This window comes from Pseudomonas sp. AS2.8 (genome assembly GCF_014190935.1).
Lineage (GTDB): Bacteria > Pseudomonadota > Gammaproteobacteria > Pseudomonadales > Pseudomonadaceae > Chryseomonas.
This window is the reverse complement of sequence record NZ_JACHVV010000007.1, coordinates 1-23,741: the sequence shown is the minus strand read 5'-3', so window position 1 is coordinate 23,741 and position 23,741 is coordinate 1. Positions and strand designations below refer to the sequence as shown.

General features: G+C 63.5%; 20 protein-coding genes and 1 other RNA gene. 6 read left to right on the top strand and 15 right to left on the bottom strand.

Annotated elements, in window-relative coordinates:
* Nucleotides 1-7: 7 nt before the first annotated feature.
* The gene (gene ftsH, locus FHR73_RS21825) at nucleotides 8-1,924 is read right to left on the bottom strand and encodes an ATP-dependent zinc metalloprotease FtsH (protein ID WP_183634024.1); all 1,917 of its coding nucleotides are present in this window, start codon (nucleotides 1,922-1,924) and stop codon (nucleotides 8-10) included.
* A gap of 549 nt (nucleotides 1,925-2,473) precedes the next feature.
* Here ftsH and FHR73_RS21820 point away from each other — a divergent pair.
* Entirely contained in the window at nucleotides 2,474-2,785 is a 312-nt protein-coding gene (locus FHR73_RS21820; protein WP_133863039.1) for a YhbY family RNA-binding protein, read from the top strand.
* Here FHR73_RS21820 and FHR73_RS21815 read toward each other — a convergent pair.
* The 9 genes from FHR73_RS21815 to grpE all read right to left on the bottom strand — a co-directional run bounded on the left by FHR73_RS21815 (nucleotide 2,773) and on the right by grpE (nucleotide 13,602).
* Nucleotides 2,773-3,225 (bottom strand): hypothetical protein, encoded by a 453-nt coding sequence (locus FHR73_RS21815; RefSeq protein WP_183634023.1) that lies wholly within the window; start codon nucleotides 3,223-3,225, stop codon nucleotides 2,773-2,775. The two genes, FHR73_RS21820 and FHR73_RS21815, sit on opposite strands and share 13 nt — an antisense overlap.
* Nucleotides 3,203-3,679, bottom strand: a complete 477-nt coding sequence (gene greA, locus FHR73_RS21810) for a transcription elongation factor GreA (RefSeq protein WP_183634022.1) — start codon at nucleotides 3,677-3,679, stop codon at nucleotides 3,203-3,205. The genes FHR73_RS21815 and greA overlap by 23 nt, the downstream gene beginning before the upstream one ends.
* On the bottom strand, nucleotides 3,676-6,897 hold the full coding sequence (carB, locus tag FHR73_RS21805) for a carbamoyl-phosphate synthase large subunit (RefSeq protein ID WP_183634021.1): 3,222 nt from the start codon (nucleotides 6,895-6,897) through the stop codon (nucleotides 3,676-3,678). The genes greA and carB overlap by 4 nt, the downstream gene beginning before the upstream one ends.
* A 21-nt stretch (nucleotides 6,898-6,918) precedes the next feature.
* Entirely contained in the window at nucleotides 6,919-7,575 is a 657-nt protein-coding gene (gene leuE / locus FHR73_RS21800; protein ID WP_007162660.1) for a leucine efflux protein LeuE, read from the bottom strand.
* Between the two features lie 21 nt (nucleotides 7,576-7,596).
* Entirely contained in the window at nucleotides 7,597-8,733 is a 1,137-nt protein-coding gene (gene carA / locus FHR73_RS21795; RefSeq protein WP_183634020.1) for a glutamine-hydrolyzing carbamoyl-phosphate synthase small subunit, read from the bottom strand.
* 176 nt (nucleotides 8,734-8,909) lie between these two features.
* Nucleotides 8,910-9,716, bottom strand: a complete 807-nt coding sequence (gene dapB, locus FHR73_RS21790) for a 4-hydroxy-tetrahydrodipicolinate reductase (RefSeq protein WP_133863034.1) — start codon at nucleotides 9,714-9,716, stop codon at nucleotides 8,910-8,912.
* 54 nt (nucleotides 9,717-9,770) lie between these two features.
* Nucleotides 9,771-10,904: a molecular chaperone DnaJ gene (gene dnaJ, locus FHR73_RS21785; protein ID WP_007162663.1), complete on the bottom strand. Its 1,134-nt coding sequence runs from the start codon at nucleotides 10,902-10,904 to the stop codon at nucleotides 9,771-9,773.
* 112 nt (nucleotides 10,905-11,016) lie between these two features.
* The gene (gene dnaK, locus FHR73_RS21780) at nucleotides 11,017-12,945 is read right to left on the bottom strand and encodes a molecular chaperone DnaK (protein WP_183634016.1); all 1,929 of its coding nucleotides are present in this window, start codon (nucleotides 12,943-12,945) and stop codon (nucleotides 11,017-11,019) included.
* Between the two features lie 93 nt (nucleotides 12,946-13,038).
* Nucleotides 13,039-13,602 carry a nucleotide exchange factor GrpE gene (gene grpE, locus FHR73_RS21775; RefSeq protein ID WP_183634014.1) on the bottom strand — a complete coding sequence of 188 codons (564 nt, stop codon included), beginning with the start codon at nucleotides 13,600-13,602 and terminating at the stop codon, nucleotides 13,039-13,041.
* A 166-nt stretch (nucleotides 13,603-13,768) separates the two neighbouring features.
* Here grpE and recN point away from each other — a divergent pair, with 166 nt between their 5' ends.
* Nucleotides 13,769-15,436, top strand: a complete 1,668-nt coding sequence (gene recN / locus FHR73_RS21770) for a DNA repair protein RecN (RefSeq protein ID WP_017640636.1) — start codon at nucleotides 13,769-13,771, stop codon at nucleotides 15,434-15,436.
* Nucleotides 15,437-15,499: 63 nt separating this feature from the next.
* Here recN and fur read toward each other — a convergent pair whose 3' ends face one another.
* On the bottom strand, nucleotides 15,500-15,904 hold the full coding sequence (gene fur, locus FHR73_RS21765; protein ID WP_007162667.1) for a ferric iron uptake transcriptional regulator: 405 nt from the start codon (nucleotides 15,902-15,904) through the stop codon (nucleotides 15,500-15,502).
* Between the two features lie 94 nt (nucleotides 15,905-15,998).
* Here fur and FHR73_RS21760 point away from each other — a divergent pair, with 94 nt between their 5' ends.
* On the top strand, nucleotides 15,999-16,538 hold the full coding sequence (locus tag FHR73_RS21760) for an outer membrane protein assembly factor BamE (protein ID WP_158893803.1): 540 nt from the start codon (nucleotides 15,999-16,001) through the stop codon (nucleotides 16,536-16,538).
* A gap of 7 nt (nucleotides 16,539-16,545) precedes the next feature.
* On the opposite strand, the gene FHR73_RS21755 is transcribed toward FHR73_RS21760, so the two are convergent.
* The gene (locus FHR73_RS21755; protein ID WP_183634012.1) at nucleotides 16,546-16,851 is read right to left on the bottom strand and encodes an RnfH family protein; all 306 of its coding nucleotides are present in this window, start codon (nucleotides 16,849-16,851) and stop codon (nucleotides 16,546-16,548) included.
* Complete coding sequence (locus FHR73_RS21750) at nucleotides 16,844-17,278, bottom strand: type II toxin-antitoxin system RatA family toxin (RefSeq protein ID WP_133863028.1); 435 nt, start codon at nucleotides 17,276-17,278, stop codon at nucleotides 16,844-16,846. The genes FHR73_RS21755 and FHR73_RS21750 overlap by 8 nt, the downstream gene beginning before the upstream one ends.
* 172 nt (nucleotides 17,279-17,450) lie before the next feature.
* On the opposite strand from FHR73_RS21750, the gene smpB reads away from it, so the two are divergent.
* The gene (gene smpB / locus FHR73_RS21745; RefSeq protein WP_007162671.1) at nucleotides 17,451-17,927 is read left to right on the top strand and encodes an SsrA-binding protein SmpB; all 477 of its coding nucleotides are present in this window, start codon (nucleotides 17,451-17,453) and stop codon (nucleotides 17,925-17,927) included.
* A gap of 81 nt (nucleotides 17,928-18,008) precedes the next feature.
* Nucleotides 18,009-18,361, top strand: a transfer-messenger RNA (tmRNA) gene (gene ssrA, locus FHR73_RS21740).
* A 52-nt stretch (nucleotides 18,362-18,413) separates the two neighbouring features.
* Here the strand turns inward: ssrA and ssb are convergent.
* Both ssb and FHR73_RS21730 read right to left on the bottom strand, forming a co-directional pair.
* Nucleotides 18,414-18,968: a single-stranded DNA-binding protein gene (gene ssb, locus FHR73_RS21735; protein WP_183634010.1), complete on the bottom strand. Its 555-nt coding sequence runs from the start codon at nucleotides 18,966-18,968 to the stop codon at nucleotides 18,414-18,416.
* 25 nt (nucleotides 18,969-18,993) lie between these two features.
* The gene (locus FHR73_RS21730; protein ID WP_183634008.1) at nucleotides 18,994-20,382 is read right to left on the bottom strand and encodes an MFS transporter; all 1,389 of its coding nucleotides are present in this window, start codon (nucleotides 20,380-20,382) and stop codon (nucleotides 18,994-18,996) included.
* A 269-nt stretch (nucleotides 20,383-20,651) separates the two neighbouring features.
* On the opposite strand from FHR73_RS21730, the gene uvrA reads away from it, so the two are divergent.
* Nucleotides 20,652-23,486: an excinuclease ABC subunit UvrA gene (gene uvrA / locus FHR73_RS21725; RefSeq protein WP_183634006.1), complete on the top strand. Its 2,835-nt coding sequence runs from the start codon at nucleotides 20,652-20,654 to the stop codon at nucleotides 23,484-23,486.
* Nucleotides 23,487-23,741: the final 255 nt, after the last annotated feature.

Sequence of the window (23,741 nt, the reverse complement as noted above, 5' to 3'; positions counted from 1 at the left end):
GGGTGTTTCAGTGTTCTCCGGCCGGACCACCGATGGGCGTTTCAGGACGATCGCTGCCACTCTGCGGTGCCGGCGAATCACCGGTAGGACCGCCGCGGTCATGCCAGTCGCGCGGTTCACGCGGAACCTTGCCAGCCATGATGTCGTCGATCTGATCCGAATCGATGGTCTCGTACTTCATCAGGGCATCGGACATGAGTTCGAGCTTGTCGCGATTCTCGTCCAGCAGCCGCTTGGCAGTGCCGTAGCAGTCGTCGATGATCCGGCGGATCTCCAGATCGATCAGCTTGGCGGTCTCGCCCGACATGTTACCGGCGCCACCACCCCCGGAACGACCCAGGTAGCCTTCGTTCTCTTCCTCGCCATACAGCAGCGGACCCAGCTTCTCGGACAGGCCCCACTTGGTCACCATGTTCCGCGCCAGGGAGGTCGCTCGCATGATGTCGTTGGAGGCACCCGTGGTAACGCCTTCGAAGCCCAGGGTCATCTCTTCGGCGATACGGCCACCGAATAGCGAACAGATCTGGCTTTCCAGGGCACGCTTGGACAGGCTGTAGCGGTCTTCCTCGGGCAGGAACATGGTCACGCCCAGGGCCCGACCACGGGGAATGATGGAGACCTTGTAGACCGGATCGTGCTCGGGCACCAGGCGACCGACGATGGCGTGACCCGCCTCGTGGTAGGCGGTGTTGCGCTTCTCCTTCTCGGACATGACCATGGTCTTGCGCTCGGCGCCCATCATGATCTTGTCCTTGGCCAGCTCGAACTCACGCATGTCGACGATGCGCTTGTTGGCGCGGGCGGCGAACAGCGAGGCCTCGTTGACTAGGTTGGCCAGGTCGGCACCGGAGAAACCCGGGGTACCTCGGGCAATGACACCCGCGTCGACGCGCTCGCCAACCGGCACCTTGCGCATGTGCACCTTGAGTATCTGCTCGCGGCCACGGATGTCCGGCAGGCCGACCACCACCTGGCGGTCGAAGCGACCGGGACGCAGCAGGGCCGGGTCGAGCACGTCAGGACGGTTGGTGGCAGCGATGACGATGATGCCATCGTTCATCTCGAAGCCGTCCATCTCGACCAGCAGCTGGTTCAGGGTCTGTTCGCGCTCGTCGTGACCACCGCCCATGCCGTTGCCACGATGGCGACCCACCGCATCGATCTCGTCGATGAAGATGATGCAGGGCGCGTGCTTCTTGGCCTGGTCGAACATGTCACGGACCCGGCTGGCGCCGACACCGACGAACATCTCGACGAAATCCGAACCGGAGATGGTGAAGAAAGGCACCTTGGCCTCGCCCGCCACGGCCTTGGCCAGCAGGGTCTTGCCGGTACCGGGCGAACCGACCATAAGCACGCCACGGGGAATGCGTCCGCCGAGGCGCTGGAACTTGCCCGGATCACGCAGGAACTCGACCAGCTCGGTGACTTCTTCCTTGGCCTCGTCGCAACCGGCAACGTCGGCGAAGGTGGTCTTGACCTGATCTTCCGACAGCAATCGCGCCTTGCTCTTGCCAAAGCTCATGGGGCCGCCACGACCGCCAGCGCCGCCCTGCATCTGCCGCATGAAGAACATGAAGACCGCGATGATCACCAGGATCGGGAAGCTGGCCACCAGCAGCTGAGTCCAGATGCTCTGCTGTTCGGGCTGCTTGCCGGTGATGGTAACGCTGTTGTTGACCAGGTCGCCGATCAGGCCATTGTCCTGGATCGCCGGACGGATGGTCTTGAAGGGGTCGCCGTCACGATGCTTGCCGGTGATGACATAGCCATCCACGGTCACGCTCTCGATCTGCCCGTCCTTCACCTGCTGGATGAAGTCGGAGTAGTTGAGCGTCTGGGGTTCGTTGGGGCTGGAGAAGTTGTTCATCACGGTGACGAGCACCGCGGCGATGATCAGCCACAGGATCAGATTCTTTGCCATGTCGTTCAATTGACTACCCTCTGCGCCGGTTTCGTGGGTAAACCGTTCGAAGCGAAACCGGCAGTGACCGGTAAGTTACTACACAAAGCCTGGCCCACGGCAGACATCGTCTGTAACGCTATATGAGTCTTCTGCCTTTGACTCTAGGGCAAGGCAGACGTTGCGGCCATCAATTCTCTCAATTGCCCCTAAAACCGCGACCCAATAGCTATTGCTGGCGCGATCTGGTCCCGCGACCCGGCGAGCCCTGGATCAGCCCGCCGTACTCCGCTCGCTCATATGGGGGCCAGGACGCAAATAACAAGGCCTGCTGGTGGGCACCTGGCATCCGGCCCTGCGAACTGCCCAGGCAGATCACCCCGCCGCCCGCTTCCAGCCACCAGCCTCTCCGCCTCAGTCCTGCCTCACGATGACTTGACGCCTGCGCTCGCTGCGGTGTTCCTTGAACCGGCGAGTCCGGTCTGTCGGGCCCTCCGTCAAGTTGTCGCGTATCGCTGGGCGGCACCGGACAGCTGGGATAAACTGTTCGGCTTTTATCCGGGGTGAATTATGGCGCTCAACAACGAGCTCAAAAAGCGGTTCAAGGCGATCGGTCATCAACTCAAGCCGGTGGTCACCATCAGCGAGAACGGCCTGAGCGAAGGCGTGCTGGGTGAACTCGACCGCGCGCTGAACGATCACGAACTGATCAAGATCAAGCTGGCCGTCACCGAGCGTGATGACCGTCGGGCCCTGATCGACGAGCTGTGCGCGTCGAGCAAGGCAGAGCTGGTGCAGGTAATCGGCAAGATGGCGCTGATCTATCGCAAGGCCCGCGAGCAGAATCGCAACCTGTCCAACGTGGTGCGTTACACCGCCTGATTGTTCGACGCGCGCCCGGGAACGGGCTGCAGCACCAAAATCAGTCCGCAGAGCAGCAGGACCAGGTAGCCGGCCAGAGCGGTCGGCCCGGTCCAGAAGCGCGCCAGTTCGTTCTGCAGCAGCACAGCCAGTGCACTGGCCAGCAGCAGCTGGCCGCGCAGGTCACGCCACAAGGCGCCCACACCTGCCCACCACACCAGCACCACGATCTGGGTAAAGACCCCACCGCCTGCGGCGCTGAGCATCATGCGCAGCAATTCTTCGCGTCCGGACTGGATCAGCAGCGGCGCCCAGCCCGCCTGGGCCAGCGCCACGGGGATGCACAGGTGCAGGGCGACCAGCGGGCCGACCCAGAACACCTGGGCCAGCTGCCAGGCTGCGGCGAGCAGCCTGGCGAGCCAGCCACCGGCGCGGTGGTCAGACGTGACGGACGGCGACAATTTCGTATTCGACATTGCCACCCGGGGTCTTCACCAGCACCACGTCCCCTTCTTCCTTGCCGATCAGCGCGCGCGCGATGGGCGAACCCACCGACAGCTTGCTCTGCTTGATATCCGCCTCGTCGTCACCAACGATCTGGTAGGTCACCGTCTCGTCGGTCTCGGTATTGGCGATCTCCACAGTGGTGCCGAAGATCACCTTGCCGGTGTGCGGCAAGGCGGCCACGTCGATCACCTGGGCGTTCTGCAGGCGGCCTTCGATATCGCGGATACGCGCCTCGACCATGCCCTGCTGTTCGCGGGCGGCATGGTATTCGGCGTTTTCCTTGAGGTCACCCAGTTCACGCGCTTCGGCGATGGCCTGGGTGATCTGCGGACGCAGCTCGGTCTTGAGGTGCTTGAGTTCGTCTTCCAGGGCGCGAGCGCCCTGGACGGTCATCGGGTACTTGGTCATGCCTTAACTCCTGCATGCAGATCTTGCAGACGGCGCACGGTCTTCTCGGCGCCGAATTTCAAAGCTTCGCAAATGGCCTGGCCGCCGGCAATGGTGGTGGTGCAGCAGAGCTTGTGCTGCAGCGCGTTGCGGCGGATCGAATAGGAATCGGCGATGGACTGCCGGCCTTCGGTGGTGTTGATGATCAGGGTGACTTCGTCGTTCTTGATCATGTCGACCACATGGGGGCGGCCTTCGGTCACCTTGTTCACGCGACGCACCGGCAGGCCGGCCGCCTCGATCACCCGCGCGGTACCGGCGGTGGCCACGACCTCGAAGCCGAGGCCGACCAGATCGCGGGCGACCTGCACGGCTTCGGGCTTGTCGTCGTCACGCACGCTGATGAAGGCGCAACCGGAGTTCGGCAGGATCTCGTTGGCACCCAGCTGGGCCTTGGCGAAGGCTTCGCCGAAGCTGTCGCCGACCCCCATCACCTCGCCGGTGGACTTCATCTCCGGGCCGAGGATGGGGTCGACACCGGGGAACTTGTTGAAGGGGAACACCGCTTCCTTGACGCTGAAGAACGGCGGGATGATCTCCTGGGTGAAGCCTACCTCGGCCAGGGTCTTGCCGGCCATGACCCGGGCGGCCACCTTGGCCAGGGACTCGCCGATGCACTTGGAGACGAAGGGTACGGTACGGGAGGCGCGCGGGTTGACCTCGATGACGTAGATGTCTTCGCCCTGCACGGCCATCTGCACGTTCATCAGACCGACCACGCCGAGTTCCAGGGCCATCTTCTTGACCTGCTCGCGGATCTCGTCTTGGATGTGCTTGGGCAGCGAATAGGGCGGCAGCGAGCAGGCGGAGTCACCGGAGTGCACGCCAGCCTGTTCGATGTGCTGCATGATGGCGCCGATCACCACGGTCTTGCCGTCGCACACCGCATCCACGTCCACCTCGATGGCGCAGTTGAGGAAGTGGTCGAGCAGCACGGGGCTATCGTTGGACACCTTCACCGCTTCGCGCATGTAGCGCTTGAGTTCTTCTTCCTGGTAGACGATTTCCATCGCCCGGCCGCCCAGCACGTAGGAGGGACGGACCACCATCGGATAGCCGATGTTCTTGGACAGGGCCAGGGCCTCGTCTTCGCTGCGCGCGGTGGCGTTGGCCGGCTGGCGCAGATTCAGACGCTGCACCATCTGCTGGAAGCGTTCGCGGTCCTCGGCGCGGTCGATGGCGTCGGGGCTGGTGCCGATGATGGGCACACCGGCTTCTTCCAGGGCGCGGCAGAGCTTGAGCGGGGTCTGGCCGCCGTACTGGACGATGACGCCCTTGGGCTGCTCGACGCGGACGATCTCCAGCACGTCCTCCAGGGTCACCGGCTCAAAGAACAGGCGGTCGGAGGTGTCGTAGTCGGTGGAGACGGTTTCCGGGTTGCAGTTGACCATGATGGTCTCGTAGCCGTCTTCACGCATGGCCAGGGCCGCGTGCACGCAGCAGTAGTCGAACTCGATGCCCTGACCGATACGGTTGGGACCACCGCCGAGGATCATGATCTTGTCGCGACCGCTGGGCTTGGCCTCGCACTCTTCCTCGTAGGTGGAGTAGAGGTAGGCGGTGTCGGTGGCGAATTCGGCGGCGCAGGTGTCCACCCGCTTGTACACCGGCAGCACCTTGAGCTTGTGGCGATGGGCACGCAGATTCTTCTCGGTGACGCCCAGCAGCTTGGCCAGGCGCGCATCGGAGAAGCCCTTGCGCTTGAGCTTGCGCATCAGGTCGTAGTCGAGGTCGGCCAGACCCAGGGTCTTGATGCGCTCCTCGTCCTTGATCAGGTCTTCGATCTGCACCAGGAACCAGGGATCGATGCGGGTCAGCTCAAAGACCTTGTCCAGGCTGTAGCCCTGACGGAAGGCATCGCCGATGTACCAGATGCGATCGGCACCGGGCACGGTCAGCTCACGCTTGAGGGTGCTGTCGGCCTCGGGATCGGTCGGCTCCAGCTTGGGATCGAAGCCGACCACGCCCACTTCCAGACCACGCAGGGCTTTCTGCAGGGATTCCTGGAAGGTACGGCCGATGGACATGACCTCGCCCACGGATTTCATCTGGGTGGTCAGACGGGCGTCGGCCTTGGGGAATTTCTCGAAGGCGAAGCGCGGGATCTTGGTGACCACGTAGTCGATGGCCGGCTCGAAGGACGCCGGGGTACGACCGCCGGTGATGTCGTTCTGCAGCTCGTCCAGGGTGTAGCCGACCGCCAGCTTGGCGGCGATCTTGGCGATGGGGAAGCCGGTGGCCTTGGAGGCCAGCGCCGAGGAACGCGACACCCGCGGATTCATCTCGATCACCACCATGCGCCCGGTGTCCGGGCAGATGCCGAACTGGACGTTGGAGCCGCCGGTTTCGACGCCGATCTCGCGCAGCACCGCCAGGGAGGCGTTACGGAGGATCTGGTATTCCTTGTCGGTCAACGTCTGGGCCGGCGCCACGGTGATGGAGTCACCGGTGTGCACGCCCATGGGATCGAAGTTCTCGATGGAGCAGACGATGATGCAGTTGTCCTTCTTGTCACGGACCACCTCCATCTCGTATTCCTTCCAGCCGATCAGAGATTCGTCGATCAGCAGTTCGTTGGTCGGCGACAGATCCAGACCGCGGTTGCAGATCTCTTCGAATTCTTCCCGGTTGTAGGCGATGCCGCCACCGGTGCCACCCATGGTGAAGGACGGACGAATGATGCAGGGGAAGCCGACCTTCTCCAGCACGCCGTAGGCTTCTTCCATGGTGTGGGCGATGCCCGAGACCGGGCAGGCCAGACCGATGTCCTTCATGGCCTTGTCGAAGCGCGAGCGATCCTCGGCCTTGTCGATGGTGTCGGCGTTGGCGCCGATCATCTCGACGCCGAACTTCGCCAGCACGCCATGGCGCTCCAGATCCAGGGCGCAGTTCAGCGCGGTCTGGCCACCCATGGTCGGCAGCAGGGCGTCGGGGCGCTCCTTCTCGATGATCTTGGCCACGGTGGCCCACTTGATCGGCTCGATGTAGGTGGCGTCGGCCATCGACGGGTCGGTCATGATGGTGGCCGGGTTGGAGTTCACCAGGATGACGCGGAAGCCTTCCTCGCGCAGGGCCTTGCAGGCCTGGGCGCCGGAATAGTCGAATTCGCAGGCCTGGCCGATGACGATGGGGCCGGCCCCGAGGATCAGGATGCTCTTGATGTCTGTACGCTTAGGCATGGGCTTCTCGAATGCAGGTAATCAGGTCAGGGTCGCGGTGGCCAACTTCACACCGAACCCCACGAACAGGGCGCCGACGCCACCGGTGGCGCCCGCGCTGAGGCGACGCCGCTGACGGAACCAGGCCGCCAGGCGAACGCCGCAGAAAATCAGGAACGACAGGTAGCAGAAGCTGATGGCTTCCAGGACCGCGCCCAGTACCAGGAAGGACAGCGCCGGATGGGCGTAGCCGGGGTCCACGAACTGGATGAAGAAAGACACGAAGAACAGGATCGCCTTCGGGTTCGACAGACTCAGCAGCAGGGCCTTGCGGAACGGCTGGTGGACGTCTTCGCGCAGGGTCGCCTCGGCCTGGCCCTGGGCCGGGCTGCGCCAGGACTTGAGTCCGCCGCGCAACATGCCCCAGCCGAGGTAGAACAGATAGGCCGCGCCCAGATACTTGAGGATCTGGAAGAACAGTGGCTCGGCCTTGAGCAGCGAGGCGACGCCCAGGGCGGAGAGCAGCATCAGCACGGCGTCACCGAGGAACACCGCGGAAGCCGCCTGGTAACCGCTGCGGATGCCGCGCTGGGCGCTGGTGGCGAGCACGAAGAAGGAGTTGGGGCCGGGCAGCAGGATGACGAACAGGGTCCCGACCACATAGGTCCAGAAGTCGATGACACCCAGATTCGCCAGCATGAGCTTTACCCTCCTCCCGTCTTAGCGGCGTGCCGCCATGGCCTGGATGAACTTGTCGAACAACGGTGCCACGTCGTGCGGGCCAGGGCTCGCCTCGGGGTGGCCCTGGAAGCTGAAGGCGACCTTGTCGGTACGCTCGATGCCCTGCAGGGTGCCGTCGAACAGCGACTTGTGGGTGGCCCGCACATTGGCCGGCAGGCTGGCCTCGTCCACGGCGAAACCGTGGTTCTGGCTGGTGATCATCACCACGCCGCTGTCGAGATCCTGCACCGGATGGTTGGCGCCGTGGTGACCGTTGGGCATCTTCACCGTCTTGGCGCCGGAAGCCAGGGCCAGCAACTGGTGGCCCAGGCAGATGCCAAACACCGGAATCTCGGTCTCCAGCACGTCCTGGATCGCCTTGATGGCGTAGTCGCAGGGCTCGGGATCACCCGGGCCATTGGCCAGGAAGACGCCGTCGGGCTGCAGCGCCAGGGCTTCGCTGGCCGGGGTCTGGGCTGGCAGCACGGTGATGCGGCAGCCACGGGCCACCAGCATGCGCAGGATGTTCAGCTTGACGCCATAGTCGAAGGCCACCACGTGATAGGGCAGCTGCTCGGCCGGGATCTCGGCGTGGCTGTCGGTCTCCAGCGACCAGACGCCCGAGCGCCATTCGTAGCGCTGCTTGACGCTGACTTCCTTGGCCAGGTCCATGCCCTTGAGGCCGGGGAAGGCGCGGGCCAGCTCCAGGGCGCGCTCCTCGGTGGCGTCTTCGCCGGTGAGGATGCAGCCATCCTGGGCGCCCTTCTCGCGGAGGATGCGGGTCAGTCGACGGGTGTCGATGCCGGCGATGGCGATGGTGCCGTTTTCCTTGAGATAGTCCGGCAGCGACTGCTTGTTGCGCCAGTTGCTGGCCAGCAGCGGCAGGTCACGGATGATCAGCCCGGCGGCCCAGACCTGGGCGGCCTCGCCATCCTGCGGCGTGGTACCGGTGTTGCCGATGTGCGGATAAGTCAGGGTGACGATCTGCTTCGCATAGGAAGGATCGGTCAGGATTTCCTGGTAGCCGGTCATGGCGGTGTTGAACACCACTTCGCCGACCGTGTGGCCGTCGGCACCGATGGATTCACCGCGAAAGATGCTGCCATCGGCAAGTGCGAGTATGGCTGGCTTAGTCAAGAAGACCTCCGAAAATCAAGCCTTGGCGGGCAAACGCAGGGTGCAAAAAAACGGGATGACATCTCGAAGAGTCATCCCGTTTTAATGTTGTGATTTCATTCTGCGCTAGCTTTTAGTGGATACACTAAAGCTGCATTGTACACGAATTGATCACGGCTGGCACCCCCGCGAGCGGATCAGCGCAACTCCAGCACGTCCTGCATGTCATATAGCGCCGGCTGTTTGTCCTTGAGCCAGAGGGCTGCGCGCACGGCGCCCTTGGCGAAGGTCATGCGACTGGACGCCTTGTGGGTGATCTCGACCCGCTCGCCTTCGCTGGCGAACAGCACCGTGTGATCGCCCACCACGTCGCCGGCACGTACGGTGGCGAAGCCGATGGTCTGGCGATCGCGGGCACCGGTCTGGCCTTCGCGGCCATAGACGGCGACCTCTTCCAGATCACGACCCAGCGCCTGAGCAACGACCTCGCCCATGCGCAGGGCGGTACCCGAGGGCGCATCGACCTTATGCCTGTGGTGCGCCTCGATGATCTCGATATCGACCTCGTCACCCAGCACCCGGGCAGCGGTATCCAGCAGCTTGAGGCAGAGATTGACGCCGACGCTGAAGTTGGCCGCGAAGACGATGGGGATTTCCTTGCTCGCCTCCAGCAGGGTCAGCTTCTGCTCGGCGGTGAAGCCGGTGGTGCCGATCACCATGGCCTTCTTCGCCTTGCGGCAGAGCGCCAGATTCTGCAGGGTCACGTTGGGATGGGTGAAATCGATGACGACATCGAAATCATCCAGCACCCGCGCCAGGTCACCGGACAGCATCACCCCGTTACGGCCGATGCCGGCGAGCTCGCCAGCGTCGGCACCCACCAGGCTGCTCTCGGGACGATCCACCGCGGCAGTCAGGCCGGCAGCGCCCTGGGTCTGCTGGACCGCTTCGATCAGGGTCTTGCCCATGCGCCCCGCGGCGCCCATTACAGCTATACGTCGCATCATCAGCTCCAGGCTGCTGGCCGGGCGCCGCCTCGCGACGGCGCCCCTGCCGGTTTAGAGGTCGTCGAAGAAGCGCTTCATGCCGTCGAACCAGCCGCTGGCCCGGGGCGAATGGGAGCTGTCGCTCTGCAGGGTGTTGCGGAATTCCTCGAGCAGCTCGCGCTGCCGCCGGCTCAGGTTGACCGGGGTCTCCACCACCACCTTGCACATCAGGTCGCCGGCGCCACCGCCACGCACGGGCGTCACGCCCTTGCCACGCAGGCGGAACATCTTGCCGGTCTGGGTGCCCTCGGGGATCTTCAGCTTGACGCGACCATCCAGGGTAGGCACTTCCAGCTCGCCACCCAGGGCGGCATCGGTGAAGTTGATCGGCACCTCGCAGTAGAGATGCTTGCCGTCACGCTGGAAGATCGAGTGCTCGCGCACATTGACCACCACGTAGAGATCGCCGCTCGGACCGCCCAGGGTCCCGGCCTCGCCCTCGCCGGTCAGGCGGATGCGGTCGCCGGTGTCGACGCCCGCCGGCACCTTGACCGACAGGGTTTTCTGTTCTTCCACACGCCCCTGGCCATGACAGGCGTTGCAGGGCTCGGGAATGATCTTGCCGCTGCCGTGGCACCGCGGGCAGGTCTGCTGCACCGAGAAGAAGCCCTGCTGCATCCGCACCTGACCGATGCCACCACAGGTCGGGCAGGTAGAAGCCGAGGTACCCGGCTTGGCGCCATTGCCGTCGCAGACCTTGCACTCGACCAGGGTGGGCACGCGAATGGTGACCGTGGTCCCGCGCACCGCCTCTTCCAGATCCAGGTCCAGGGTGTAGCGCAGGTCGGCACCGCGCTGCGGACCGCCACGACCACCGGCACCACCGCGCCCGCCGAAGAAGTCGCTGAAGACGTCGCCGAAGATGTCGGAGAAGCTCGCGCCACCCGCTGCCCCACCGAAACCGCCGCCGCCCATGCTCGGATCGACGCCAGCATGGCCGTACTGGTCGTAGGCCGAGCGCTTGCCCGCATCGGACAGCACTTCGTAGGCCTCGGCGGCCTCCTTGAACTGCTCTTCGGCAGCCGCGTCACCCGGATTGCGGTCCGGGTGGTATTTCATCGCCAGGCGTCGGTAGGCCTTCTTGAGCTCGGCTTCGCTGGCGCCGCGCTCGACCCCGAGCACCTCATAGTAATCACGTTTGGCCATAGACTTTCTGCACCTTAAATTTTCTCACCCTCCAGACACGCCAACGCGGGAGCAGGCTCCCGCGTGGCGGATCCGACGGACCGAAGCCCGTCAGGTGCGGTAAGCACGCGGCTTACTTGTTGTCCTTCACTTCCTCGAACTCGGCATCGACCACGTCGTCGCCGGGCTTCTTGGCATCACCGTCCGCCTTGGCCGAGGCGCCTTCGGCACCCGCGGCAGCGCCCTGCTCGGAATAGAGCTTCTGGGCCAGCGGCGCGGAGGCCTGGGACAGGGCATTCATCTTGGCTTCGATGGCATCCTTGTCGTCGCCGCGTACAGCGGCTTCCAGTTCGCCGATGGCCTTCTCGATGGTGCTCTTCTCTTCCGCGGCGGCCTTGTCGCCGGCCTCGGTCAGCATCTTGCGGGTGCCGTGCACCAGGGCATCACCCTGGTTGCGGGCCGCAGCCAGCTCTTCGAACTTGCGATCCTCGTCGGCATTGGCCTCGGCGTCACGCACCATCTGCTGAATCTCTTCCTCGGACAGACCGGAGGACGCCTTGATGACGATGGACTGCTGCTTGCCGGTGGCCTTGTCCTTGGCGGACACGTTGAGGATGCCGTTGGCGTCGATGTCGAAGGTCACCTCGATCTGCGGCACGCCACGCGGCGCCGGCGGGATCTCGGCCAGGTCGAACTTGCCCAGCGACTTGTTCTGCGCGGCCTGCTTGCGCTCGCCCTGCAGCACGTGGATGGTCACGGCGCCCTGGTTGTCGTCGGCGGTGGAGAACACCTGCGACTTCTTGGTCGGGATGGTGGTGTTCTTCTCGATCAGCGCGGTCATCACGCCACCCATGGTCTCGATGCCCAGAGTCAGCGGGGTGACGTCCAGCAGCAGCACGTCCTTGACGTCACCGGCCAGCACGGCGCCCTGGATGGCGGCACCGATGGCGACGGCTTCGTCCGGGTTGACGTCCTTGCGCGCTTCCTTGCCGAAGAAGTCGGCGACGCGCTTCTGCACCAGCGGCATGCGGGTCTGACCGCCCACGAGGATGACTTCGTGGATGTCGGAGACGTCCAGGCCGGAGTCCTTCAGCGCCGTGCGGCACGGCTCGATGGTGCGCTCGACCAGCTCTTCCACCAGGGACTCCAGCTTGGCGCGGGAGACCTTGACGTTCAGGTGCTTGGGACCGCTGGCATCGGCGGTGATGTACGGCAGGTTGACGTCGGTCTGGGTAGCCGAGGACAACTCGATCTTGGCCTTCTCGGCAGCTTCCTTCAGGCGCTGCATGGCCAGCGGGTCACCCTTGAGGTTCATGCCGCTTTCTTTCTTGAATTCTTCGACGAGGTAGTCGATCAGGCGGATGTCGAAGTCTTCGCCACCCAGGAAGGTGTCGCCATTGGTGGCCAGCACCTCGAACTGATGCTCACCGTCGACCTCGGCGATCTCGATGACCGAGACGTCGAAGGTGCCGCCGCCCAGGTCATAGACGATCACGGTGTGGTCGCCCTTGGCCTTGTCCAGGCCATAGGCCAGGGCAGCCGCGGTGGGCTCGTTGATGATGCGCTTGACGTCCAGACCGGCGATGCGGCCGGCATCCTTGGTAGCCTGGCGCTGGCTGTCGTTGAAGTAGGCCGGCACGGTGATGACCGCCTCGGTCACGGCTTCGCCCAGGTAGTCCTCGGCGGTCTTCTTCATCTTCTTCAGGACTTCGGCAGACACCTGCGGCGGCGCCATCTTCTGGCCCTTGGCCTCGACCCAGGCGTCACCGTTGTCGGCCTTGACGATCTTGTAGGGGACCATCTCGATGTCTTTCTGCACGACGTTTTCTTCATAACGCCGACCGATCAGACGCTTGACCGCGTACAGGGTGTTCTGCGGATTGGTCACCGCCTGGCGCTTGGCCGGCTGGCCGACCAGGGTCTCGCCATCGTTGGTGTAGGCGATGATGGACGGCGTGGTACGGGTGCCTTCGGCGTTTTCCAGCACCTTGACGTTACCGTTTTCGAGGATCGCGACGCAGGAGTTGGTCGTCCCCAGGTCGATACCGATGATCTTGCCCATGTAGTCTTCTCCAGAAATCTCAGATTCCGCGCGGCCCGCTCAGGGGGCCTTTGATGTTCGCTTGCCTACCAGATGGGGCCGAGCGAAAGAATTTCAAGCCTTTTCGTCGATGCTCGGCTGCTGCGCCGCAGGTGCCTTGCTGACTACCACCATCGCCGGCCGCAGCAGGCGACCATTGAGCAGATAGCCCTTTTGAAACACCTTGAGCACGCTGCCCGGCTCGGCGGTGGCGCTCTCCTCCATGGCCATGGCCTGGTGGTGCTCCGGATTGAAGGGCGCGCCGTGGGGATCGACGGCCTCGACCTGATAGCGCTTGAGGGTGTCCTGCAGCATCTTCAGGGTCAGCTCCATGCCTTCACGCATGGGCTTGAGGGTCTCGTCGGTGGCGTTGGACAGCTCCAGGCCACGCTCCAGGCTGTCGAGCACTGGCAGGAGATCGCCGGCGAATTTTTCCAGCGCGAACTTGTGCGCCTTCTCCACATCCTGCTCGGCGCGGCGACGCACGTTCTGCAGTTCGGCGACGCTGCGCAGCGACTGGTCCTGGGCGGCGGCAAGCTGCTCTTCGAGCGTGGCGACGCGGGCGGCGAGATCCTCGTGCTGGACGTCGCCCTGGGTGGCTTCGTGCTCGGGGGTCTGGGAGTTCTGTTCGTCGGCCATGGAGTCCTCCTGTGATAATGCCGGTAGGCGCGCCCTCTAATGGACGATGCCCTGATCGATGGCGCCTATATGGGGCCGCCGGCCGGCGCTTCAAGAGCTGTATGGATTGCCAGTGCCCTAGAGGCACTGTATAAACAACCAGAAAACCGCTTTCGGAGATCGTCGCATGCTGGTGCATCTGTCCGTCCGCAACTACGCCATCGTCGAACACCTCGACCTCGACCTCGAGCGCGGCATGACCGTGATCACCGGCGAAACCGGCGCCGGCAAGTCCATCATGCTCGACGCCCTCGGCCTCACCCTGGGCGATCGCGCCGACAGCGATGCGGTCCGGCCCGGTGCCGACAAGGCCGATGTCCTGGCCAGCTTCGACACCACCGACATCCCTGAAGCCCGCCAGTGGCTCGCCGAGCGCGACCTGGAGCAGGACGGTCCCTGCCTGCTGCGCCGCGTCATCACCCGCGAAGGGCGTTCGCGTGGCTATATCAATGGCTCGCCCTGCCCGCTGGCGGATCTCAAGACCCTCGGCGGTCTGCTGATCGACATTCACAACCAGCACGAGCACCAGTCGCTGCTCGGCCTCGACACCCACCGCCGCCTGCTGGACGAATACGCCGGCGCGGGCGAGCTGGTCCGCCAGGTGCAACTCGCCGCCCAGCGCTGGCGCCAGGTGCGCCAGACCCTGGAGCGTCTGACCCGCAATGGCGACGAGCAACGCGCCCGTCACCAGCTGCTCAGCTATCAGCTCGAAGAACTCGACAACCTCGCCCTGGCCGAAGGCGAGCTGCAGGCGCTCGAGCAGGAGCAGAGCGATCTGGCGAGTGCCGAGCACATCCTGCTGGCCTGCCGCCAGGCCATGGATCTCTGCACCGAAAATGAGCAGGGCAATGCGCTGTCGGCACTCAATGCCAGCGTCGCCCGCCTGACCGCCTTCGACCGTCCCCCGGCGCAGATCCAGGAAGCCAGCAACCTGCTCGCCTCCGCGCAGATCCAGATCGAGGAAGCGATGAATGAACTCAATCGCTTCGTCGATCATTTCGAAGCCGATCCGGAGCGCCAGCAGGCGGTGCAGGAGCGTCTCGACAGCGTCTACAGCCTCGCCCGCAAGCACCGCGTGCAACCCGAGGCCCTGCTGGAGCTGCACGAACAGCTGCGCAACGAACTGCAATCTCTGGATGCCGACGACGTTGCCCTGGAGCGCCTGCAGGAAGAGCTGGCCGCCTTCGAGCGTCACTACCAGGAGAAGGCCGGCGAATTGAGCCGCCTGCGCGAGCAACGGGCGCCGGAGCTGGCTGCAGCGGTCGAAACCGAGATGCAGCGCCTGGGCATGCCGGGAGGCCGCTTCAGCATCACCCTCACACCGGGCAGCACCGGCGAGCCCCAGCCGCTGGGCAACGAGGGCGTCGAATTCCGCGTCAGCGCCAACCCGGGCCAGCCCCTGCGCCCGCTGGCCAAGGTCGCTTCCGGTGGCGAACTGTCACGGATCAGCCTGGCCATCCAGGTCATCACCGCCCAGACCTCGCGCACGCCCACACTGGTATTCGACGAGGTGGACGTCGGTATCGGCGGCCCGACCGCCGAGGTGGTCGGCCAACTGCTGCGGCAACTGGGCGAGCGCGGCCAGGTACTGACGGTCACCCACCTGCCCCAGGTGGCGGCCCAGGGTCATCAGCATCTGTTCGTGCACAAGGAGCGCGGCACCGATGAGACCCGCACGGCGGTTGCCAAGCTGGACCGGGCACGCCGTGTGGAAGAGGTGGCGCGCATGCTTGGCGGTGTCGACCTCACCCGCGAATCCCTCGCCCATGCCCGAAAGCTGGTGGTGAGCCGCTAGACGCAGGCTGCCAAAGGACATGAAAAAGGCGACTCGGAGGTCGCCTTTTTCATGTCTGGATTTTCACTTGCGCTGACGGATGTACAGCACGAGGTTGTGATCGACCAGCTCGAAACCATGCTCTTCGACGATCTCGCGCTGACGCTTTTCGATCGAGGCATCGGTGAACTCAATGACTTCGCCGGTATCCACATCCACCATGTGATCGTGGTGTCCGGTGTCGGCCAACTCGAACACGGCGTGACCGCCATCGAAATTGTGGCGCACCACCAGGCCGGCTGCCTCGAACTGGGTAAGGACCCGATAGACCGTTGCCAGCCCCACGTCCTCGCCCGCTTCCATCAGCGCCTTGTAAACGTCTTCAGCGCTCATGTGGCGCTGCTCGGTGGTGTCCAGCATCTGCAATATCTTGACGCGCGGCAGGGTCACTTTCAGACCCGCTTTGCGGAGTTCGTTGTTCTCTACCATGCTCTTTCTCGGTGCCGAGTGCTTTCGCAGCCCTCGGGAATACGGGTATGATCGGTGCTTCGTTGCCCAGCAAGATAGTGGAAGTCTCCCACCGATGCAAAACCTCAAGCAAACGCTGACCGGGCTCTCTCTGATGGGCCTAGCCATGCTCGCCGGCTGCTCTCTGCCGGGGGTTTACAAGATCGACATCCAGCAGGGCAACGTCGTCACCCAGGACATGATAGACCAGTTGCGCCCTGGAATGACCCGACAACAGGTCCGGTTTATCATGGGTTCGCCGCTGATCCAGGACACCTTCCATCCCAATCGCTGGGACTATCTGTACAGCCTGCAGGCCGCCGGTGGTCAGCGGAAGCAGGAGCGTGTCAGCCTGGTGTTCAATGGCGATAATCAGTTGAGCGGCCTGGCTGGCGATTTCATGCCCGGCACCAGCCGTGAACAGCAGATCATGGGTACCGACAGTGGCACCAGCGTGGATCCCACCGCGCCGGCGCAACCCGCTACTGCGCCTGTGGCAGCACCGGAAACGCCCGCCGTACCCGGCTCGACCGAAGACACTATCCAGAAAGAGATCGACAGCGCTCGCCCGGCTGCCATACCGACTCCCGACCGCATCCGTACCGACGGCCAGTGATTCCTACCTAGAGGCCAGCCTTAGCTCTGGCCTTTTCGGCGCGCCGCTTGCGACTTTCCTTGGGATCCGCAAGCAGCGGGCGGTAGATCTCGACCCGCTCGCCTTCCAGCAGCTTCCTTTCATCCGGCCTGGCGATCAGCTTGCCAAAGATGCCGACCCGATGGCCTTGACGCTGCTCTGGCGTCAGCTGGTCGAGCAAACCCGAAGCCAGCACGGCCTGCGCGACCGTGGCGCCCTCCTCCAGCGTCAGACTCACTAGCCATTGCCGCTCCGGCAGCGCCAGCGCCACCTCGATGGCGAGACGCTCAGCCATAGAGGGCTCGGGCACGCTGGCAGAAGGCATCCACCATGGTATTGGCCGCCTGATTGAACAGCGGCCCCAGGGTCGCGCGCACGATGGCACTGTCGTATTCGAAGGACAGATCCAGCGAGATCTTGCAGGCCTTGTCGCCCAGCGCCTTGAACGTCCAGACACCATGCAGCTGCTTGAAGGGCCCCTTCTCCAGATCCATGGTGATGGACTCGTCCGGCACCAGGGTGTTGCGGGTCGTGAATTGCTGACTGAGGCCGCCCTTAGCCACGGTGAGACCGGCGCGCATCAGGCCTTCGTTCTGCTCCAGAATCTGAGCGGACGAGCACCACGGCAGGAACTCCGGATAACGGTCCACGTCATTAACCAGCGCATAGAGCGCTGAAGCAGGATAGGGCAGCAACGCCGAACGTTGGATGTGCGAGCTCATCGGAACCTCGTAGAATAGCGATATCGGTGTCGGACCTTGAATTTGAGGGCGGCGCTCGCATTTTACTCCCGCACCAGCCTGCCGCAGTCCAGAACCGCGGTATTGTCCGTGTTTGCTCATACCCGCTCAAGCGCGTGGCGACATTTCCCCCGACTCGCTGTACCCTGGAATCATGGCCAAGCAAAAGAAAGTCTCCCCCGGCAGCATCGCGCAGAACAAGAAAGCGCTACACGAATATTTCGTCGACACCCGCTTCGAGGCAGGTGTTTCCCTGGCAGGCTGGGAGGTCAAGAGCCTGAGAGCCGGCAAGGCGCAGCTGACCGACAGCTATGTGCTGCTCAAGGACGGCGAAGCCTGGCTGCTCGGCAGCCACATTACCCCGCTACAGACCGCCAGCACCCACGTCATCGCCGACCCCACCCGTACCCGCAAGCTGCTGCTGAACAAGCGCGAGCTGGGCAAGCTGTTCGGCGCGGTGCAGCAGAAGGGCTACGCCTGCGTTGCGCTGTCGCTCTACTGGAAAAAACATCTGGTCAAGTGCGAGATCGCCCTGGCCAAGGGCAAGAAGGAATTCGACAAGCGTGCCACCGAGCGCGAACGCGATTCCGACCGCGAGATCCAGCGCGCCATCCGCAAGGACGCCAAGTAGCCAAGCGGCAAAAAAACGTTTCGTCAGCAATGACTTGCGCAGGACGGCTGGAATTCCTATAGTGAACGACCAGCAAGTTTTGGGGGCGATTAGGATTCGACGCCGGTAACGAAACTTGAGGGGCATGCCGAGCTGGTAGCAGAACTCGTAAATTCGCTGCTGCAAACTTATAGTTGCCAACGACGACAACTACGCTCTAGCTGCTTAACGCGGCTAGCAGTCGCTAGGGGATGCCTGTAAACCCGAAACGACTGTCAGATAGAACAGGATCGCCGCCAAGTTCGCTGTAGACGTAACGGCTAAAACTTATACAGCTCGCCCAAAGCACCCTGCCCGTCGGGCCGCAATGGGTTAACTCAGTAGACAGGGCTAAGCATGTAGAACCGATAGCGGAGAGCTGGCGGACGGGGGTTCAAATCCCCCCGCCTCCACCAAAAAGAAAGGGCAGCCACTGGCTGCCCTTTTTCTTTGCCTGATCAACGAGGCCTAGAAGGGAATGTCGTCGTCGAAGCTGTCGTAGTCCTGCTGCGCCGGCTGCTGCTGGGGCTTGGGCTGCTGCTGAGGACGATTGTTGCCAGCGCCGCCATTGCCACCGTTGTCGTACTGCGGAGCCGACTGCTGGGGACGAGGGGCACGCTGCTGCTGAGGCGCAGGTGCGCTCTGGTTGTATTCGTCATTGCCACCGGCATTGCCACCACGGCCACCCAGCAACTGCATGTTGCCGTTGATATCGACCACGATTTCGGTGGTGTAGCGATCCTGACCGTCCTGGCCCTGCCATTTGCGCGTACGCAGGGAGCCTTCGACATAGACCTGGGACCCCTTGCGGATGTACTCGCCAGCGATCTCCGCCAGACGACCGAAGAACACCACCCGGTGCCATTCGGTACGATCCTGCTGTTGGCCGGTCTGCTTGTCCTTCCAGCTTTCGCTGGTGGCCAGGGTGACATTGGTCACCGCATTGCCATTGGGCATGTAACGGGTTTCGGGATCGGCGCCGGCGTTGCCGACGAGGATGACTTTGTTGACGCCACGGGCCATATGAATCTCCTGATGAGGCTGTCGATCAAGCGGCGACTGGCGTTTGGCTTACCAGTCGCTCCAATTGCGCCCGATCGACGATTTTAGTATCGATCTTGATATAGACGGCTTGCTCTTCCGCCACCATTACCGCATCGGTCACTCCGGCCAGGGCCAACAGGCGTCCGACCAATCCCTGGTCGTTGACTAGCGCGGGCGTAACCGGCAAACGCAGGCTGGTGACGTAGGGCGGTTCTCGCATCGTACCAGCAATCACCGCCCATCCCAGGCAAAGCGCTGCACAACCCAGGAAGACGGTGGACAGGCCACCATGCTGGAACAGCCAACCACCGAGGATACCGCCCAACGCGGAACCAAGGAACTGACTGGTGGAATAGATCCCCATGGCCGTGCCCTTGCCGCCCGCAGGTGCCACCTTGCTCACCAGTGACGGCAGCGAGGCCTCCAGCAGGTTGAAGGCGGTAAAGAACACTACGATGCCAATGACCAGGGCCACCAAGCTGTTGCTGAAGAAGAAGAAGTACAGCTCGCACAGCACCAGCACACTGATGGCGCCCACCAGTACGCGCTTCATCCGCCGCTTCTTTTCACCATAGATGATGAAGGGAACCATGGCGAAGAAGCCGACCACCAGTGCGGTCAGGTAAACCCACCAGTGCTCTTCCTTGGGCAGGCCGGCGTGCTCGGCGAGGGCCAGCGGCAGGACGACGAAACTGGCCATCAGCACGGCGTGCAGCGCCAGGATACCGAAGTCCAGCCGCAGCAGATCGCGATTGCGCAGGGTCGCGCCCAGCGCCTGACGCGCCAGATTCGACTCCCGATGGGCGAAGGGCGAAGCCTGGTGAGGCACCAGGAACAGCACGATCAGCAAGCCGACCAGCGCCAGTCCGCAGGTCGCCCAGAACAGGCCGGCTAGGCCATAGGCACGGGTCAGCAGCGGTCCGGCCACCATTGCCACGGCAAAGGACACGCCGATGCTCATGCCGATGGTGGCCATGGCCTTGGTGCGATGCTGCTCGCGGGTCTGATCCGACAGCAGCGCCATGATGGCGGCCGAAATGGCACCGCCGCCCTGCACGATACGACCGGCGATGACGCCCCAGATCGAGTGGGCATTGGCGGCAATGGCGGCACCAAGGGCGAACACCAACAGTCCACCAATGATAATGGGGCGTCGACCGATGCGATCGGACAGCGTCCCCAGGGGAATTTGCAGGACCGCTTGGGTCAAACCATAGGCACCTATGGCCAGGCCAATCAGCGCCGGGGTGGCATCCGCCAACTCCTGACCATAGGTCGCCAGGACCGGGAGCACCATGAACATACCGAGCATACGAAAGGCGAAGACCAAGGCCAGCCCCAGGGCGGCACGGCGTTCGACGCCGCTCATGGCTTCATTGCGCTTGTCGAGCATTGATAATCCTCTCGTCGGCGACAGGCTTTTACGTCGCCACACAGCTTTAAAACAGTCGTGACAATGACCATTTAGGGAGGAAGCGGTGAAGATAGCCGAGCGCTCGTCCGAACGTTCCCGACCGCCAGGATCACGAACGCCCGATCACCGCTGTCGGGCCACCAATTTTACCAGCCTTACCCCCTCTCTCACAGGCGCGGCAGATAGCCGCAGTCCGGGACGAGACCTCTTTCCTATTGAAGCGCCGCCAAAACGAGGCAGAAGTCTACGTGGATAAAATCCTCATCCGTGGGGCCCGCACCCATAATCTGAAGAACATCGACCTTACCCTTCCCCGGGACAAGCTCATCGTCATTACCGGCCTCTCCGGTTCCGGCAAGTCTTCGCTGGCGTTCGACACCCTCTATGCCGAAGGCCAGCGTCGCTATGTGGAATCCCTGTCGGCCTATGCCCGGCAGTTCCTGTCGATGATGGAAAAGCCCGACGTGGACACCATCGAAGGGCTGTCCCCGGCGATCTCCATCGAGCAGAAATCCACCTCGCACAACCCGCGCTCCACCGTGGGCACCATCACCGAGATCTACGACTACCTGCGCCTGCTCTATGCGCGCGTTGGTACCCCTCGCTGTCCGGAGCACGACGTGCCCCTGGAAGCCCAGACCGTCAGCCAGATGGTCGATCAGGTACTGGCCATGCCGGAGGGCGAACGACTGATGTTGCTCGCCCCCATCGTGCGCGAGCGCAAGGGTGAACACCTCTCGGTATTCGAGGAATTGCGCGCCCAGGGCTTCGTCCGCGTCCGCGTCAATGGCCGTCTGCACGAGATGGACGAACTGCCCAAGCTCGACAAGCAGAAGAAGCACACCATCGAGGTGGTGGTGGATCGCTTCAAGGTGCGTGAAGACCTCCAGCAACGCCTGGCGGAATCCTTCGAGACGGCGCTGAAGCTGGCCGACGATATCGCCATCATCGCGCCCATGGAAGGCGAGAAGGGCGAGGAGATCGTCTTTTCCGCGCGCTTCGCCTGCCCGATCTGCGGCTTCTCCATCGGCGAACTGGAGCCCAAACTGTTTTCCTTCAACAACCCCGCGGGGGCCTGTCCGACCTGCGACGGCCTGGGCGTGAAGCAATTCTTCGATGCGCGCCGGGTGGTCAACGAGGAGCTCAGTCTCAGCGAAGGCGCCATCCGCGGCTGGGACAGGCGCAACGTCTATTACTTCCAGATGCTCGGCTCGTTGGCGAGTCACTATGGCTTCAGCCTGGACGAGCCCTTCAAGGGCCTCGATGACAAGCACCGCAAGGCGGTCCTCAGTGGCTCCGGGCGCGAGAGCGTCAACTTCCGCTATCTCAATGACCGCGGCGACATCGTCAAGCGCGCCCATCCCTTCGAAGGCATCTTGCCGAATCTGGAGCGGCGTTATCGCGAGACCGAATCCCAGAGCGTGCGCGAAGAGCTGGCCAAGTATCTGAGCACCCAGCACTGCCCGGACTGCAATGGCACCCGCTTGCGGCGGGAAGCGCGCCACGTCTGGGTCGGCGACAAGACCCTGCCGGCGGTCACCCGCCTGCCCGTGGGCGATGCCACCCAGTACTTCCAGGACCTTGCCCTCAAGGGGCAGCGGCAGCAGATCGCCGACAAGATCCTCAAGGAGATCCGCGAGCGCCTGCAGTTCCTGGTCAACGTCGGCCTGGACTACCTGACCCTGGATCGCAGCGCCGACACCCTGTCCGGTGGCGAGGCGCAGCGCATCCGCCTGGCCAGCCAGATCGGCGCGGGCCTGGTGGGCGTGATGTACATCCTCGACGAGCCCTCCATCGGCCTCCACCAGCGTGACAACGAGCGCCTGCTGGGCACCCTGACCCACCTGCGCGACCTGGGCAACACGGTCATCGTCGTCGAGCACGACGAGGATGCCATCCGCCTGGCGGACTATGTCATCGACATAGGACCGGGCGCTGGCGTGCATGGCGGCCAGATCATCGCGGAAGGTACGCCCGATCAGGTCATGCAGCATCCCGACTCGGTAACCGGGCAGTACCTGTCGGGTCGCAAGAAGATCGTCGTCCCCGCCAAGCGTACGCCGCGGGACAAGAAGAAGCTGCTGAAGCTGAAAGGCGCCCGCGGCAACAACCTGCAGAACGTCAATCTGGAGATTCCCGTTGGCCTGCTGACCTGCGTGACCGGGGTATCCGGCTCCGGCAAGTCGACCCTGATCAACAACACCCTCTTCCCGCTGACCGCCACGGCGCTCAATGGCGCGACGACCCTGGAGGTCGCCGCCCACGACAGCTTCGACGGCATGCAGCACCTGGACAAGGTGGTGGACATCGACCAGAGCCCCATCGGTCGGACTCCACGCTCCAACCCGGCGACCTACACCGGTCTTTTCACCCCGATTCGCGAATTGTTCTCCGGCGTCCCGGAATCCCGCTCCCGCGGCTACACCCCGGGGCGCTTCTCCTTCAACGTCAAGGGCGGTCGCTGCGAGGCCTGTCAGGGCGACGGCGTGATCAAGGTGGAGATGCACTTCCTGCCGGACGTCTACGTCGCCTGCGACGTGTGCAAGGGCAAGAGATACAACCGCGAGACCCTGGAGGTTAAGTACAAGGGCAAGACCATCACTGAGGTCCTGGACATGACCATTGAAGAGGCCCATGCCTTCTTCGAGTCCATCCCGGCTCTGGCGCGCAAGCTGCAGACGCTGATGGATGTCGGCCTGTCCTATATCCGTCTCGGCCAAAGCGCCACGACCCTGTCAGGGGGCGAGGCCCAGCGCGTGAAGCTGGCGCGGGAGCTGTCCAAGCGCGATACCGGCAAGACACTCTATATCCTCGACGAGCCCACTACCGGCCTGCACTTCGCCGATATCCAGCAGCTGTTGGACGTACTGCATCGCCTGCGCGATCACGGCAATACCGTGGTTGTGATCGAGCACAACCTCGACGTCATCAAGACCGCCGACTGGCTGGTGGATCTGGGTCCGGAAGGTGGCTCGAAGGGTGGCCAGATCATCGCGACAGGTACACCCGAGGAGGTCGCGGCGAACAAGAAGTCCTATACGGGCCATTTCCTCAAGCCCTTGCTGGAACGCGACCGGGAGTAATCCTCGGCACCCTCCAGAACGCAAAAAGCCCGGCACATGCCGGGCTTTTTCTTGCTCGCGTAACACGGTCGTAGGTTGGGCTGAGCCTGGCGAAGCCTAGCATCCAGAATTCAACCGCAGTTCCTCAACGCCCCACCGCAGTTTTCTTGATACCTGCAGCGAACCTCATCGTTGGGCTTCGCTGCGCTCAGCGCCAACCTACGGCCTGATCCTCACGGGCGATTACGCCTCTTGCGCTTAAAACAGTACAGCCCG